15 protein-coding genes and 1 pseudogene are annotated in these 15,497 nt (G+C 54.2%); 12 read left to right on the top strand and 4 right to left on the bottom strand.

Translation table 11 applies throughout. The features are described from left to right. Position 1 precedes the first annotated feature (1 nt). The gene (locus OSB_RS01615; RefSeq protein ID WP_049836002.1) at positions 2–727 is read right to left on the bottom strand and encodes a TVP38/TMEM64 family protein; all 726 of its coding nucleotides are present in this window, start codon (positions 725–727) and stop codon (positions 2–4) included. A gap of 300 nt (positions 728–1,027) precedes the next feature. Between OSB_RS01615 and rpmH the strand changes: the two genes are divergently transcribed. The 3 genes from rpmH to yidD are packed head-to-tail and all read left to right on the top strand — an operon-like array spanning position 1,028 to position 1,785. After that, positions 1,028–1,162 (top strand): 50S ribosomal protein L34, encoded by a 135-nt coding sequence (rpmH, locus tag OSB_RS01610; protein WP_049833338.1) that lies wholly within the window; start codon positions 1,028–1,030, stop codon positions 1,160–1,162. Between the two features lie 15 nt (positions 1,163–1,177). Beyond that, positions 1,178–1,567, top strand: coding sequence for a ribonuclease P protein component (gene rnpA, locus OSB_RS01605; protein WP_049833337.1), 390 nt, complete (start codon positions 1,178–1,180; stop codon positions 1,565–1,567). After that, on the top strand, positions 1,564–1,785 hold the full coding sequence (gene yidD / locus OSB_RS01600) for a membrane protein insertion efficiency factor YidD (protein WP_049833336.1): 222 nt from the start codon (positions 1,564–1,566) through the stop codon (positions 1,783–1,785). The genes rnpA and yidD overlap by 4 nt, the downstream gene beginning before the upstream one ends. 96 nt (positions 1,786–1,881) lie before the next feature. Here the strand turns inward: yidD and OSB_RS01595 are convergent, their stop codons facing one another. Then, positions 1,882–2,340 carry an Lrp/AsnC family transcriptional regulator gene (locus tag OSB_RS01595; protein WP_049833335.1) on the bottom strand — a complete coding sequence of 153 codons (459 nt, stop codon included), beginning with the start codon at positions 2,338–2,340 and terminating at the stop codon, positions 1,882–1,884. A gap of 114 nt (positions 2,341–2,454) precedes the next feature. On the opposite strand from OSB_RS01595, the gene OSB_RS01590 reads away from it, so the two are divergent. From OSB_RS01590 to OSB_RS01550, 9 genes are all read left to right on the top strand, one after another. Further along, entirely contained in the window at positions 2,455–3,660 is a 1,206-nt protein-coding gene (locus tag OSB_RS01590) for a methionine gamma-lyase (RefSeq protein ID WP_049833334.1), read from the top strand. Between the two features lie 12 nt (positions 3,661–3,672). Further along, positions 3,673–6,048: a 1-deoxy-D-xylulose-5-phosphate synthase N-terminal domain-containing protein gene (locus tag OSB_RS01585; protein WP_049833333.1), complete on the top strand. Its 2,376-nt coding sequence runs from the start codon at positions 3,673–3,675 to the stop codon at positions 6,046–6,048. 231 nt (positions 6,049–6,279) lie between these two features. Continuing rightward, on the top strand, positions 6,280–7,137 hold the full coding sequence (ttcA, locus tag OSB_RS01580; RefSeq protein ID WP_049833332.1) for a tRNA 2-thiocytidine(32) synthetase TtcA: 858 nt from the start codon (positions 6,280–6,282) through the stop codon (positions 7,135–7,137). Positions 7,138–7,258: 121 nt separating this feature from the next. Further along, complete coding sequence (yidC, locus tag OSB_RS01575; protein WP_049833331.1) at positions 7,259–9,037, top strand: membrane protein insertase YidC; 1,779 nt, start codon at positions 7,259–7,261, stop codon at positions 9,035–9,037. Then, entirely contained in the window at positions 9,037–9,780 is a 744-nt protein-coding gene (locus tag OSB_RS01570) for an MOSC domain-containing protein (protein ID WP_049833330.1), read from the top strand. Before yidC ends, OSB_RS01570 begins: the two co-directional genes overlap by 1 nt. Continuing rightward, the gene (yihA, locus tag OSB_RS01565) at positions 9,780–10,430 is read left to right on the top strand and encodes a ribosome biogenesis GTP-binding protein YihA/YsxC (protein WP_049833329.1); all 651 of its coding nucleotides are present in this window, start codon (positions 9,780–9,782) and stop codon (positions 10,428–10,430) included. Before OSB_RS01570 ends, yihA begins: the two co-directional genes overlap by 1 nt. A 26-nt stretch (positions 10,431–10,456) precedes the next feature. Further along, entirely contained in the window at positions 10,457–11,323 is an 867-nt protein-coding gene (gene argB, locus OSB_RS01560; RefSeq protein ID WP_049833328.1) for an acetylglutamate kinase, read from the top strand. After that, on the top strand, positions 11,320–11,934 hold the full coding sequence (locus tag OSB_RS01555) for a hypothetical protein (protein WP_049833327.1): 615 nt from the start codon (positions 11,320–11,322) through the stop codon (positions 11,932–11,934). The genes argB and OSB_RS01555 overlap by 4 nt, the downstream gene beginning before the upstream one ends. Continuing rightward, a complete protein-coding gene (locus OSB_RS01550) occupies positions 11,931–12,431 on the top strand; it encodes a SixA phosphatase family protein (protein WP_049833326.1) in 501 nt (166 codons plus the stop codon). The genes OSB_RS01555 and OSB_RS01550 overlap by 4 nt, the downstream gene beginning before the upstream one ends. Here the strand turns inward: OSB_RS01550 and OSB_RS01545 are convergent. Together OSB_RS01545 and OSB_RS16840 are read right to left on the bottom strand one after the other, a co-directional pair. Continuing rightward, positions 12,428–13,219, bottom strand: a complete 792-nt coding sequence (locus OSB_RS01545) for an amino acid ABC transporter ATP-binding protein (protein WP_049833325.1) — start codon at positions 13,217–13,219, stop codon at positions 12,428–12,430. The genes OSB_RS01550 and OSB_RS01545 overlap by 4 nt on opposite strands. Positions 13,220–13,230: 11 nt before the next feature. Next, positions 13,231–13,890: pseudogene (locus OSB_RS16840) on the bottom strand (amino acid ABC transporter permease); the annotation flags it as partial. Positions 13,891–15,497 lie beyond the last annotated feature (1,607 nt).

Here is a 15,497-nt window from a genome sequence, read left to right as displayed (position 1 = left end):
ATTACAGGCCTTTCTTGCCGCGTAGGGCTTTAATGAGAATTGGAAGAACAGCCAGCACACACAAGCCGATGATTGGCAAAAGAATGTGCGGCTCAAAAATGATGCCGAGGTTCGGTGTCTCGCCGTTTGCAAAAACTTCACCCAGCCCAGCGCCCACAGATGTGTAAACGATGGACCCCGGAATGATGCCGAAGAACGTTGAGATCACAAAGCGGCGCAAAGGAACCTCAAGGAAAGATGGGATCAGGTTGGCAAGGAAGAATGGAACGGCTGGCACAAGGCGGATCAGGAACAACATTGACCATTGGTTTTCGTCGATTCCGTCTTTGATCTTTTTGACGATACCGTCAGATCCTTCCAGCTTAGCGCCCAGTTGCTTGCCAAAACCCCAACGTGCCGCGAGGAAGATTGCCGTCGCGCCGATGGTGGCGCCCGTTACGTTAAATAGGAAACCCGGGAAAGTTGAGAACAGGAAGCCACCAGACAACGTCAGAATCAGCGCCCCCGGAAGGCTAAACGCCACTGCCACCGTATAAATCGCGATAAACACCAACACAGTCAGCAGGTAGTTCGCATCACGAAACGCAATCAACGCCTCCCGATTCTCTGCCAGTGCGTCAAACGTCAGGTAATCACGTAGGAAATAAGCGCCAAGAACGGCGACAACGCCGATCACAATGATCGGCAGGCGCTTTATCAGCGCATTAGGTTGGGTTGCTTCGGTCATATCGGTCACGTCTCTGATCCTTAGTGTGTCTTGTTGCACTCTAGATGGACGAGAGGCATTAATTTCGGTACCCCAAGTACAACTGCATCACGGCTCATTGATGGCAAACTCCGTTTTCGTGTGGTTTTGTTGCAAAAGTCGTGAAGACTGTAACATTTCGCAGGTGGGATTTCGTCATTGTTGCAGAAATTCACGCCAGATCGCGTTGACAGACGCCCAACCCCCTCCTATTAGCTGGGCTTCGAGATTAAACAGGGTTCGAATCCTTTCACGGGTTTGCCCATAGACCGGAGAGACGCAATGAAGCGTACATTTCAGCCTTCCAACCGTGTTCGCAAGAACCGCCACGGTTTCCGCGCACGTATGGCCACCAAAGCTGGCCGTAAGATCCTGAACGCACGTCGTGCGAAGGGTCGCGCAGAACTCAGCGCATAATCGCGTACGAAGTCTATGACTTCGGGTGATGAAAAGTTTGAAACCGCCACAGCACAGCCTGCGGCGGTTTTTGCACGTCTAACTGTTATGAAAAAACGGGCCGATTTTGTGGCGGCGTCCAAGGCGCACTACCAAACCTCCCCAAGCCTGACCGTTCAGATGCGCAATCGCGACGACGATGATCCCGCGGTACGCATTGGCTTCACCTGCTCCAAGAAAGTCGGCAACGCAGTCGCCCGTAACCGCGCCAAGCGTCGCCTGCGTGAAATTGCACGGCTCGACCTGCCAGCCTTGGCTAAAGCCGGCCACGACTACGTTCTCATCGGCAAAAAAGAAGTCACCGCCACGCGCGAGTTTGAAGCGATGCGCGCAGACTTCGCCAAAGCGATCGGGAAACTGTCATGACCCCCCTCGCCTTTGTGCTGTCCCTGCCAATCCGGTTCTACCGCCTCGTGTTCAGCCCTTGGGTCGGCCACGGCTGTCGATACCACCCAACCTGCAGCGCCTACATCATGGAAGCCCTGCGCAAACACGGCGGCATCAAAGGAACGATCCTATCCGTCCGCCGCGTGATGCGCTGCCACCCGTGGGGCGGCTCGGGCATCGACAACGTACCGGATTAGGTGAAGGTCCGCTTCGCGGACAAAGCAGCAGTTGCCTTCTGTTTCGCCAACTTCCGCTTTCGATACTGCCCGTCTCACGACAGGCCAAAATTAGCATCAATCAAGCAGTGGAAATACGCCTGTTTTCTTGACCACTCCGTAAACGAAGCTGCTGTCGATTGAACCGATGCCGCCAATCGGATGCAGGCGTTTGCGCACGAAGTTTTCGTAGTCAGCAAGGTCCGCGACGACTACACGCAAAAGATAATCCGACATGCCAGTCATCACAAAGCACTCAAGAACTTGATCCAGCCGACTGATCTGCTGCTCAAACTGTTGCACGATCGTCTCGGTATGCCCTGTCAGGCTGACCCGAACGAAGACTATCACGGGTAGCCCATAAGCCTCCGCGTCGATGTCAGCCGTATAGCCTTTGAGTGCACCGCTTTGTTCAAGCAGCTTCACGCGACGCAGGCAGGGCGACGGAGACAAGTTTACCTCCGCGGCGAGATCTTGATTCGTGATCCGACTATTGCGTTGCAATGCCCGAATGATCTGGCGATCTTTGGCGTCCATTATTGAACCTCGTAGCATAATCTGCTAATTTCTTACCTAAATGACGCATCATTAGCAATCCGTAAGCCATGAGCCTGTTCTAAATTACTCTGGAAACACTCACGGAGGCTCTACATGCGTAATCACCCAAACAGCTTTTCAACCATGGCAATCCATCATGGATATAACCCGATGGACAATGAGGGGGCATTGACGCCGCCTTTGCACCTGACATCGACCTTCGTTTTTGAAACGGCTGAGGCAGGTGGAAATATGTTTGCAGGAGAGCAAACAGGACATATCTATTCCCGCATCTCGAACCCGACGAATGATCTTTTGGAACGTCGCATCGCCGTGTTGGAAGGTGCCGAGGCAGGGCTTGCATTGGCGTCGGGCATGGGGGCGATCACTGCAACTTTATGGACGCTCATCGCGCCGGGTGATGAAATAATCTTGGACAAAACGCTGTATGGCTGCACGTTTTCATTCATGCACCATGGCTTGGCAAAGTTTGGCGTTACAGTCACTCATGTTGATCTGACACAGCCCGAAAACCTAAAAGCGGCGATGTCTAACAGGACCAAAGTTGTCTATTTTGAAACGCCCGCCAACCCGAACATGCGCTTGGTTGATATTGCTGCTGTTGCCGACATTGCCCACGCGGGCGGCGCACATGTTGTTGTCGACAACACCTATGCCACGCCGTATCTGACGCAGCCGATCAAACATGGCGCCGATATCGTTTTGCATTCAGCAACGAAATATCTTGGCGGGCACGGCGATGTTGTGGCGGGCCTTTTGGTGGGGTCGGCGGAAATGGTCGCGGACATTCGACTTCAGGGGATGAAGGATATGACCGGTGCGGTGATTGCGCCCTTCAACGCGATGTTGATCTTGCGCGGCCTCAAAACGCTTGAGCTGCGCATGGATCGTCACTGCAGCAGTGCAGCAACGGTCGCGCAAATGCTTGAAGCTTCCCCCACCGTTCAAAAGGTCTGGTATCCGGGACTGGAGAGCTTTGAGCAACACGAACTGGCCCAACAACAGATGTCCCAGTTTGGCGGTATGATTGCCTTTGAACTGACGGGTGGCAAACAGGCTGGCATTGAAATGATGAACAGGCTGGAACTAATCTCGCGCGCGGTTTCGTTAGGCGATGCCGAGACCTTGGTGCAGCACCCTGCCAGCATGACGCATTCAACCTATACCACAGAAGAACTGGCCGAACACGGCATCAGCGAAGGCCTCGTGCGGCTGTCGATTGGCCTTGAGGGTGTGGACGACATTCTTATGGATCTCGCGCAGGCCATGCCGAAGTCTTCGATTAAAAACGCCGCCTAAAGGAACGTCGATATGTCCGCACATCTCAAGACAATTGAACAACGTCTTTTGTGGCTGTCCCACTGGATGATCCACAATGCCAATCACATTCGCCCCAAAGCGGATGGGATCAAAGTCGGTGGGCATCAGGCATCATCTGCGTCGATGGTGTCGATCATGACGGCGCTGTATTTCCAGTCGTTGCGGCCCGAAGATCGCGTCGCGGTCAAACCGCATGCCTCACCGATTTTCCACGCGATACAGTATCTGATGGGCAATCAAACACGCGAGAGGATGGAGAACTTTCGCGGTTACGGCGGCGTGCAAAGTTATCCGTCGCGCACTAAAGATATTGACGATGTCGATTTTTCCACAGGGTCGGTTGGTCTGGGCGTCGCGGTCACGTCGTTTGCGTCAATTGTGCAAGATTACATCCAAGCCAAATCTTGGGGTGGCGATCAAAAAATGGGTCGGATGATCGCGCTGGTGGGCGATGCGGAACTGGACGAGGGCAACATCTACGAGGCCTTGCAAGAGGGCTGGAAGAACGATCTGCGCAACTGCTGGTGGATCATTGATTATAACCGCCAATCGCTTGATGGCGTTGTGCGTGAGGGCCTGTTCAAGCGAATTGAGCAGATTTTTGACGCCTTCGGCTGGGATGTTGTCCGTGTCAAGTACGGCCACCTACAACGCGCCGCCTTTGAGGAAATTGGCGGCGATAAATTGCGTCAATGGATCGATGATTGCCCGAACCAACTGTACTCTGCGCTGACGTTCATGGGCGGTGCCATTTGGCGCGAGCGTCTCATGGATGCGCTCGGCGATCAGGGCGATGTCACCGCATTGATAGAACGGCGCACCGATGTAGAACTTGCCGAGTTGATGGAAAACCTAGGCGGCAACTGTGTGCAAACGATGGCCGATACATTTGCCGCCATCGACCATGATCGCCCCGTTTGTTTTCTTGCATATACCATCAAAGGATGGGGCACACCGATTGCAGGCCACAAAGACAACCACGGCGGCTTGATGAACAAGACGCAGATGGGTGATTGGCAAGATCATATGGGCGTGCCGCAAGGCCAAGAGTGGGACAAGTTCGCAACCATTGCTGACCCCACCGCCTTTGAAATCGAGTTAAAAAAGACACCGTTCTTCACCAAAGGCCCGCGTCGCTTCATTGACGATGTTATTGACGTCCCCAAGATCGAGCTGACGTCAGATCGTGAAATCTCGACGCAGATGGCGTTTGGCAAGATACTCGATAGCCTGTCCAAATGTGACAACAAATTCGCCGAACGCATCGTAACAACATCGCCTGATGTAACCGGCACGACGAACCTTGGTCCGTGGGTGAATCGTCGCAAATTGTTCGCGCGAGACCACCAAGAAGACACCTTCAAAAACGAAAACATCCCCTCGACCGCAAAATGGGAGTTCACGCCAGAAGGCCAACATATCGAACTGGGTATTGCAGAGATGAACCTGTTCTTGCTTTTGGCGGCGGCTGGCCTATCGCATTCGGTGTTTGGCAAACGGCTTATTCCCATCGGCACCGTTTATGACCCGTTCGTGTCTCGCGGCTTGGACGCCCTGAACTACGCCTGCTATCAAGACGCGCGATTTATGATCGTCGGCACGCCGTCGGGCGTCACGCTGTCTTATGAGGGTGGCGCACACCAATCCATAGCGTCTCCGTTGATTGGAATGTCCCAAGACGGCCTTGCCGCGTTCGAACCAGCATTTGCCGACGAGTTGGCCGTGATCATGGAATGGTCGTTCAACCACTTGCAAAAAGATGGCGAAAGCGACCCTGACGAACGCACATGGCTGAGGGACGAAACAGGAGGATCGGTGTATCTGCGCCTGACCACCAACCCGATCGAACAACCTGGCAAGCGTGTCGATGATGCCTTTAAACAGGGTGCAATCGATGGGGCTTACTGGCTACGCGAACCTGGTCCAAACTGCGAAGTGGTCATCGCGTACCAAGGCGCAGTTGCCCCAGAAGCTATAAAAGCAGCGGGCACGATCGGCGAAGGCCGCAGGGACGTCGGTGTATTGGCCGTGACGTCGGCTGACCGCTTGAACGCTGGCTGGACGGCCGCACAGAGGGCGCGAACAAACGGCAACAAAGCTGCCGCCTCGCACATTGAAACTATACTGCAAGGCTTGCCACGAAACTGCGTCCTGATCACCGTTATCGACGGCCATCCAGCTACGCTGTCATGGATGGGTGGCGTCTGGGGGCATAAAACGATCTCGCACGGGGTCGAACATTTTGGGCAAACGGGCTCTATCGCTGACTTATACAGGCACTTTCGGCTCGACGCCGACGCGTTGGTCAGTTCCGCCAGCGAGTTGTCACTTGGTAGGCAGATCCCACACATCAGAAGCGTCGGGTAGGCAAAGCCAAGGAGATTGCTCCAGAGCGGCCGTTCGTGAGTGTTGCAGCATTGGTCACAATGGGCTCAAAGCCGACCTTCATAAACGCAACAACGGTGGCTCATTTTGACGGTTTGAGGGCGCGTCAAAATCATACACATGTATATACGGAATATATACAGTTTATATACGCTTTATATACGGGCATTTCGCCCACTTGTGGGGCGAACCGCGCACCTGTAATTCAATCCCATGCTTGATGAACCAGATGACATTCACCCGCTGTTTTACGGCGCACCAAAAACAACCGAGTTCAAGAAACTCCGCAAGCGGCTTATCCAGAACACGCGTGAGGCGATTGATGCTTACGGCATGGTCGATTCGGCTGGAAAGCGTGCGAAATGGCTTGTTTGTATGTCGGGTGGCAAGGACAGTTACACGCTGCTTGCGGTCCTGCATGAATTGCAGTGGCGTGGCCTTTTACCTGTTGATTTACTGGCCTGTAATCTCGACCAAGGACAACCCAACTTTCCCGCGACCGTGCTGCCTAAGTTCTTGAATGATATGCAAGTTCCGCACCGTATCGAGTACCAAGACACCTATTCGATTGTCGTCGATAAGGTGCCTGCTGGTCGCACGATGTGTGCGCTTTGTTCGCGTTTGCGGCGCGGAAACCTCTATCGTATTGCCCGTGAAGAAGGCTGTAGCGCTGTGGTCTTGGGCCATCACCGCGACGACATCCTTGAAACATTCATGATGAACATGTTCCACGGCTCGCGCCTCGCGACGATGCCACCAAAATTGTTGAACGAAGAAGGCGATTTGTTCGTCTACCGCCCGCTCGCCCATGTCGCAGAGGCGGATTGCGAGAAATTCGCCAGTGCGATGGGCTACCCGATCATTCCATGCGACCTTTGCGGATCTCAAGACGGGCTGCAGCGCCAACAGATCAAAGCCATGCTGGATCAGTGGGAAACAAACACACCGGGGCGTCGCCAGCAGATGTTTGGCGCGCTCACAAACACACGCCCATCCCACCTTTTGGATCCGTCAATCTTCGACTTTAAGGGATTGCAGCGCCGGATAGGCCCGAACGAGAACAACGACTAAGCACCCTACCGCGTGACAAAGCGGCCTATAGTCCACAAAAACAGGGCAAAAGCGCTTGACCTTTGCCTCTGTGACCTGTTGAACCTGCTGGATATTTCAACAGCAGTTTCAGGCGACTTACATGGACGACCAGAACAAGAACCTAATCCTCGCAACAGCACTCAGCTTCCTCGTGATTCTGGTATGGTTCGTGTTGTTTCCACCACCAGAGCCAGAAGAGCCCGCACCAACAGCTGAAATCACAGCGACGGATGGTGGAACGCTCAGCGTTGATGCAGACGTTCCAGCGCAAGTGGGTGAAACGGCCATCTTGGCGCCTGCTGCACCAGAAGAAGTCATCGCGAACGCCCCGCGTGTCACCATCGACAGCGCGAGCCTGATTGGTTCCCTGTCCCTGACTGGTGGCCGCATTGATGACCTCTCCTTGAAGTCCTATCACGAAACTCTCGCGGACGAAGAACTTGTACGCCTCCTCGCGCCGATCGGCACTGACCACCCATATTATGCGTCCCATGGTTGGGTCGCAGCGGTTGGGGCAACGGCTGATCAGGTTCCATCTGCGTCCACGGAATGGCAGATCGAAAGCGGTGATACGCTTTCCGAAGGCAACGACGTAACCCTCGTTTGGGACAACGGCGCTGGATTGATCTTCCGCAAGACATTCTCTGTCGATGAACACTTTTTGTTCACTGTCGAGCAATCCGTTGAAAACACGACAGGCAACGAAGTCGCGCTGCGCCCTTACGGGTTGGTTGCGCGCCACGGCGAGCCAGAGCAAATCGGCTTCTTCATTCAGCACGAAGGTGTTGTGCGGATGTCTGATGGGTCGATGGAAGAAATCAACTATGATGACATGCCCGACCTCACGACTGACGAAGGCCGGATCGAAGTTGAAGAAAACGGTTGGATCGGTTTTTCAGACCAGTACTGGATGACGGCACTGATCCCGACACCAGGTCGGGATTTCCGATCAACGGCGAAATTCGGCAATGACATCTACCAAGTCGAAACTGTCTATCCGATGGTTACGGTTGCGGCTGGTGCATCTGCCAGTGCGAACACGCAGTTCTTTGCGGGTGCGCAGGAATGGGAAGTCATTCGCGGATACCAAAATGACCTTGGCATTGATCGTTTCCTCGACAGCATCGACTGGGGTTGGTTCTTCTTCCTCACGAAACCAATTTTCGCAGTTCTTCACTGGCTCAACGGGCTGATAGGCAACATGGGTTGGGCCATCATCGGCCTTACGCTGATCATCAAGGCACTGCTGCTTCCTCTTGCATATAAATCCTACGTCTCAATGGCGAAGATGCGTGAGTTGCAGCCGCAAATGGCTAAGATGAAGGAGGACGCGGGCGATGACCGTGAAAAACTCCAGAAGGGCATGATGGCACTTTATAAGGAGAACAAGGTGAACCCTGCATCCGGCTGTTTGCCGATCTTGATGCAGATCCCGATCTTCTTCTCGCTCTACAAGGTTATCTTTGTAACAATCGAATTGCGCCACGCACCTTGGCTCGGTTGGGTCAACGACCTGAGCGCGCCTGACTCCTCATCTTTGTTCAACCTGTTTGGCCTGTTCCCATGGGATGCACCGGGTCCAGAGTCCTTCTTGTCGTTGGTTTTCATCGGGATCATGCCAATCGTTCTTGGTATTTCCATGTGGCTGCAGCAGAAGCTGAACCCGGCCCCCACAGACGCGACGCAGAAGATGATCTTTGCGTGGATGCCTTGGGTCTTCATGTTCATGCTCGGTAGCTTTGCCAGTGGCCTTGTTCTGTACTGGATCGCGAACAACACGATCACGTTCATCCAGCAGTACGCGATCATGCGCAGTCAGGGTTTCAAACCTGATGTTTTCGGCAACATTCTCGGGCGTAACAAAGCGGACACTGAGTAATGGGTACGGTCGCTGAGCTTTGGCGGCACCCGATTAAAAGCCACGGTCGCGAAACACTCGCGGCTGTGGACCTGCAAACGGGCAAATGCCTGCCGTGGGATCGCCATTGGGCCGTCACCCATGATGTTTCCAAATATGACGGATCTGGTTGGGCGCGTTGCCAAAACTTTATGATTGGCACGCGGACGCCCAAACTGGCCGGTATCTGGGCTGAACTTGATAATGCGAGTGGGCAAATCACATTGCGCCATCAGGACATCGGTTCAATCACATTCGACCCGAATGAGGATGCGGACACGTTTCTTAAATGGGTCGCCCCGCTTTGCCCCGCCGATCGCGCTGTGCCGACAGGTATCGTCGCTGCAGATGGGCGCGGCATGACTGACTCAGACTACCCTTCGGTCTCGATCATGACCCGTTCCAGCCATGCCGCAGTAGAAACTGCGATTGGAACGCCGCTTGAACTTGAACGGTGGCGCGGAAACATCTGGCTGGACGGGCCACAACCGTTTGAGGAACTCGAATGGATCGGCAAAACGATCCGCATCGGCTCAGCCGAGCTGGAAATTCGCGAACCGATCAAACGCTGTATGCACACCGCGTCTAACCCTGTGACAGGGGAACGCGACGCGGATACACTCGGCACATTGAAATCAACATTCGGCCATCAGTACTTCGGCATCTATGCTGTCGTAACCAAAGATGGTCATGTCGCACTCGGCGACCAAGCAGAGGTGCTCTAATGCAGCTACCATTTCCTGAAGCAGAAGAGCCTGATGATGCGACGCGCGAAGCAGGGCGCATCATGTTTGCGGGTGAAACCGAATTCGTCAAAGGCGTCGTTGCGATGGACGGCATGCCAGAGGCGGACCGCCCCGAGGTGTGTTTTGCCGGCCGTTCCAACGTTGGTAAATCGACACTCATCAACGCGCTGACTGGCCGTAAGGGCCTCGCGCGTGCATCAAACACACCGGGCCGCACGCAGGAAATTAACTACTTTACGGTTGGTGAAAGCCACTACCTCGTCGATCTTCCAGGCTATGGCTATGCCAACGCGCCAGTTGCTGTCGTGGAAAAGTGGCAGCGGTTGCTGAAGAACTACCTGCGCGGCCGCGTGACGTTGCGCCGTGCCTTTGTGCTGGTCGATGCGCGTCATGGTATCAAACCTGTCGACGAAGAGATCATGGCCCTGCTGTCCAGTGCAGCCGTGATCTTTCAATGCGTGATGACCAAGACCGACAAGTTGAAAAAAGGTGACTTGGACAAGGTGATGATCCAAGTGCGCGAGAAGCTGCAAAAGTTTCCGTCAGCTTACCCTGAATTGGTCATTACCTCGTCTGAAAAGGGTGAAGGCATTGAAAAGTTGCGTGCGATCATCGCTGGGTTAGACTGATCCAAAACGACACCCATAGGACAGCCATGAGAAAGCAAGATATGAACCGCGATTGGATCGCCACAGCCGCCACACTCAGCGCGGCGCTGCCCTATCTGCAACGCTACAATGATGCAGTTGTTGTCATCAAACTTGGTGGCCATGCGATGTCCTCCGATGCGGAAATGGAGAACTTTGCCCGCGATGTGGTGCTGATGCAGCAAGTTGGCGTGAACCCCGTGATCGTCCACGGCGGCGGGCCGATGATCAATGAGATGCTCGAGAAGCTCGACATCAAGTCAGACTTTGTGAACGGCAAACGCGTGACGGATAAGGCGACTGTTGAAGTCGTTGAGATGGTTCTGTCGGGTCGTGTGAACAAATGGATCGTGAACGCGATCAACCGGCAGGGTGGTCGTGCCGTCGGGTTGTCTGGCAAGGATGCGAACCTGATGACGTGTGATCAGGACGCGCCGGAACTTGGCTTGGTTGGCACGCCGGCCGAGATCGATACCAAAGTCCTAAAGACATTGTTTGACGACAACACAATTCCGGTGATCGCCCCGCTTGGCGCAGGTCGCGACGGTGAAACGTTGAATGTGAATGGCGACACAGCAGCTGGCGCCTATGCGTCTGCGTTGAATGCTGACCGCCTTTTGTTACTGACGGACGTGTCGGGTGTGAAAGACGGCGACGGCAACGTGCTGACCGAACTTACGCCAGAACAGATTTCTGAGCTGACAGCTTCTGGCGTGATTGCGGGGGGTATGATCCCCAAGACGCAGACTTGCCTTGATGCGATCTCAAATGGTGTTCGGGCCGCTGTCATTCTGGATGGACGTGCGCCAAATGCGTGTCTGCTTGAGCTGTTCACAGAACACGGCGCGGGGTCGATCATTCGGGCCGCAAAGTGACGCTGGACGAGGTTAACGCAGCGGCCAAGGCGCTGCACCTCACCGCGCTTAGCGGTTTTCACGAAGACGGCAAGACAACGATCCTGCTTGGCCCGCTTGAACCTGGATTCTGGTCGTTTGTGACCGATCGCCCAGATTTCAAAGGCGACGATCCCCTCGACAATTGGTCTTGCGCGACGATTTCTTCGCTGGCGGATGATTTAAACGCAAAGGCTGTTTTTCCATTTGGCGGGCCGCCCTACCACCCGTTCATTGCATGGGCGCTGCGCAGCGGTGAGGTTTGGACCAGTCCCGTCGGGTTGCTTGTGCACAAGGACGCGGGGCTTTTGGTGTCCTACCGTGGGGCGTTAGTCTTTGACGAGGTGATTGACCTGCCAAACCCTGCGACAAGCCCCTGTAACAGCTGCACAGACAAGCCCTGCCTAACCGCCTGCCCTGTATCGGCCCTCGGCCCTGATGGATACGACGTAGAGCGCTGCAAGGCGCATATGGACGTCGATGAAACCTGTCGCGCAGCGTGCCGCGTGCGCATGTCTTGCCCTGTCAGCCAAACCTACCGCCGCGACCCCGCGCAAACCACATTTCATATGGAGGCCTTCCACCCGTCATGACCAAACGATTGATCCTGATCCGCCACGCCAAGTCGAGCTGGGAAGCCCCATTCGATGACCATGCACGCACATTGAACGCTCGAGGACAGGAGGCGGTCACTGCCATCGGCGGCTGGCTAAAGTCGAAAGGCTATCTGCCAGACACGATCTACAGCAGTGACGCTGCGCGCACGATGGAAACAACTGAACGGCTCGTCGCGGCACTCGGGACTGCCCCATCGATCACCTTCAAAGACAACATGTATCACGCGCCGCCAGCTACGCTGATGCGTATGCTGAAAAAGGCCAACGGGGACACAGTTGCGCTTGTCGCACATAATCCCGGAATCGCGTTTTTCGCCGAAGAGATTGTCGCGCAAAAGCCCGATCACCGTCGGTTCTTAGACTACCCAACCTGCGCGACGCTAGTTTGCGACTTCCCTATAAACAACTGGGCCGAAGCAGTTTCCCGCTCCGGCCAAGTTGTCGACTTTGTGGTTCCGAAAGACCTAGCTTAGTGGCCTAGGATCTGGCTGAGGAACAGTTGTGTGCGCTCAGATTGTGGGTTGTTGAAGAACTCTTCTGGTTCGTTCTGCTCAACAATCTGACCAGCATCCATAAAGATAACGCGGTTCGCAACCTGACGGGCAAAGCCCATTTCGTGCGTTACGCAGATCATTGTCATGCCTTCTTCAGCAAGCTCGATCATGGTGTCGAGAACTTCCTTGATCATCTCAGGGTCAAGCGCAGACGTCGGTTCGTCAAACAACATGATGCGTGGCTTCATGCAAAGCGAACGGGCGATCGCCACACGCTGCTGTTGACCACCAGACAATTGACCAGGGTACTTATCTGCCTGTTCAGGGATTTTCACTTTTTCAAGGAAATGCATCGCCGTTTCTTCGGCTTCTTTCTTAGGTGTCTTACGAACCCAAATCGGCGCCAACGTACAGTTTTCAAGAATGGTCAGATGCGGGAACAGGTTGAAGTGCTGAAAACACATGCCAACCTCTGAGCGGATCTTGTCGATATTCTTGAGGTCAGAGGACAGCTCAGTGCCGTCCACCATGATCGTGCCTGCTTGGTGTTCTTCCAAACGGTTGATGCAACGGATCAGCGTGGATTTACCAGAACCAGATGGTCCGCAAACCACGATACGTTCGCCACGGTTCACCGTGAGGTTGATGTCGCGCAGAACGTGGAACGTTCCGTACCACTTGTTCATGTCGCTGATCTGGATGGCAACCTCGTCAGAGACTTTCATCGCTTCGCGATTGATCGCGCGTTCTGTTGTTGTGTCAGACATTGATGGTCTCCTTAACGGTGCTCACGTTGAAGCTTTTTCTCGAGATATAGGGAATAGCGGCCCATGCTGAAGCAGAAGATGAAGAAGATCACGCCGATGAAGACGAAAAGTTCCCAATAGATACCGTTCCAGTCTGTGTCGGCGCGGATCGCACCGGCAAGGCCAATAGGGTCAAACAGGCCGATGAAAACCACCAAAACAGTGTCTTTGAACAGGCCGATAAACGTGTTCACGATGCCCGGAATAGAGATTTTCATCGCTTGGGGCAGCACGATCAGTTGCATGGACTGCCAGTAAGACAGACCCAGCGAGTCTGCGCCTTCATACTGACCAGTTGGCAACGCTGCGAGGCCACCGCGAATAACTTCCGCGATATAGGCCGACGCAAACAGTGTAACCATGATAATAACCCGCAACATCAGATCGAAGTTCGATCCTGGCGGCAGGAAGTAGTTCAAAAGCAAGGACGCAGTAATCAACCAAACGATCAACGGCACGCCGCGAATGACTTCAATGAAGGTCACGCAAACCTTGTTCACGAAGAACAGGTGCGACTGACGTCCTAGCGCAAGTAAGATACCAAGCGGCAATGAAAGAACGATACCAGCGACACCAATGATGATCGCGAGGGTGAAGCCCCCGATCTCACGGCTAGCAACAGGCTTCAATCCAACGCGCCCAAGTTCAGCGTATGTTTCGCGGACAGAACCTGCGACGCTCAATTCTTGGCTATTGGCCTCAATGTAATCCGCCAACGCTGCACGGTCTTCGCGAGACGCATCTTCGGGGAGTTGGTTCACGTTAATCATATTGCGATATGCGCGTGGCAGCGCTTCACGGGCCGTATCAACGGATGCACGCAACTCTGGCAACGACGCTTCACGTTCCTCAAGTGAGGTAAGCGCACTCATGAAGCTCCCAGATTCCGACGATTCTGTAGACGCGCGGAACGCTGCCTGTGAGATGTTGGATTCATCGTTACGCAGCGCCGTCAGGCCTTGCATTTGGCTCAACAGTCTTGCTTGAGGCTCTTCAAGACCAGCCACATTCGTCGCCACGATTTTCTCTCGAATGGTATCGAGCGAAGCGATGTTTGCAGAAAGCCCAGCCATCGCGGTTTCAACGTCTGCACGCAAAGCGCCCAAATCTGAAACTGATGTGGCAGTTGATACACCTTCAGCACGTTCAATAAGACCTGCGAGCGGTTCGATAAGCTCTGCTTTGTCGACCATTGAAGCTACATCATCCAAAATGGACGCATCTTTTTCGGCAGCGCTCGCGACCATAATCTCGGACACTTCGTTGAGGTCGGCTGTGTCTTCTTCAAGATCAGACAAAGCGCCAGTCAGCAAAGACCCGATATTGCCAACCAGAGTGTCGGCAGAAGATGCCGCACGTTCCGCTTCGGCAACTGCCGCTTCGCTATCAGATGCCGCAGTCGGTGCGCCACCCCACTCGGCCAAGATGTCTGAAAGGTCAGAAATGCTTTCTTGAGCAGCATTCAGTTGATCGAACGCTGCAGTTTTGGGTTCAATCTGCTGTTCGATCGCAAATTCACCAACGCGGATACCAGCCATTTCAATGACGGTCGCGTTCTTCTCTTCGAGTGCAACTGCGATCTCTGCGGTTTTCTCTTCGCCCTCAGCTTCGAGTGCGGCGATTTCGGCCGGCAGTTCCGCAGTGCGTGTTTCAAGCGTTGATAAGGTCGCATCCAAACGCCCAGCACCGATTGCTTTATGCAAACCATCGCTAAGCGGGCTCATAATTGCGCCCCACCATATCAATGCTGCCGCCAGCGCAAGAAGGTTCGCGACGATAGGGCCGGTGATCTTGCTAAGAAACTTGAGCGCGATGAAACCAACAACGAAACCAAACGCAACGAACAATGGTGTCCAGAAGGAACCGCCCCAGATCAGCCAAACCGCAAGGAATGGGTAAGCGAGCGAGAACCACATCATCTGTCCCGGTACTTTTTCCGCAAACAGGACTGGTGCGAGGGCAACGAACAAAAGAACGAAGGCCAAGACAGGACGCCAGTATTCTTCAGGTGGGTAGAAACCGAACAAAAGTTGCAACCAGCGATCTTCGATCACGGCCCAACACGCGCCGTCATGACTGTCCTTGTAGAACGAGAACAAGACTTCGCGGCACTCCGTAAGGGAGCCAGCGTTCCAGACGCCACCAAATGCCCAAGGAAGGACCAGCGCCAGTGCGAGGTAGACAACGTACAATGAAATTACCGTCAAAGCGATGTTCAGCCAGCTGGAGAACAGGTTTT

The organism is Octadecabacter temperatus (assembly GCF_001187845.1).
Classification (GTDB): domain Bacteria; phylum Pseudomonadota; class Alphaproteobacteria; order Rhodobacterales; family Rhodobacteraceae; genus Octadecabacter; species Octadecabacter temperatus.
Note: the sequence above shows the minus strand (reverse complement) of the source record. Positions and strands in the feature narration are given on the sequence as shown.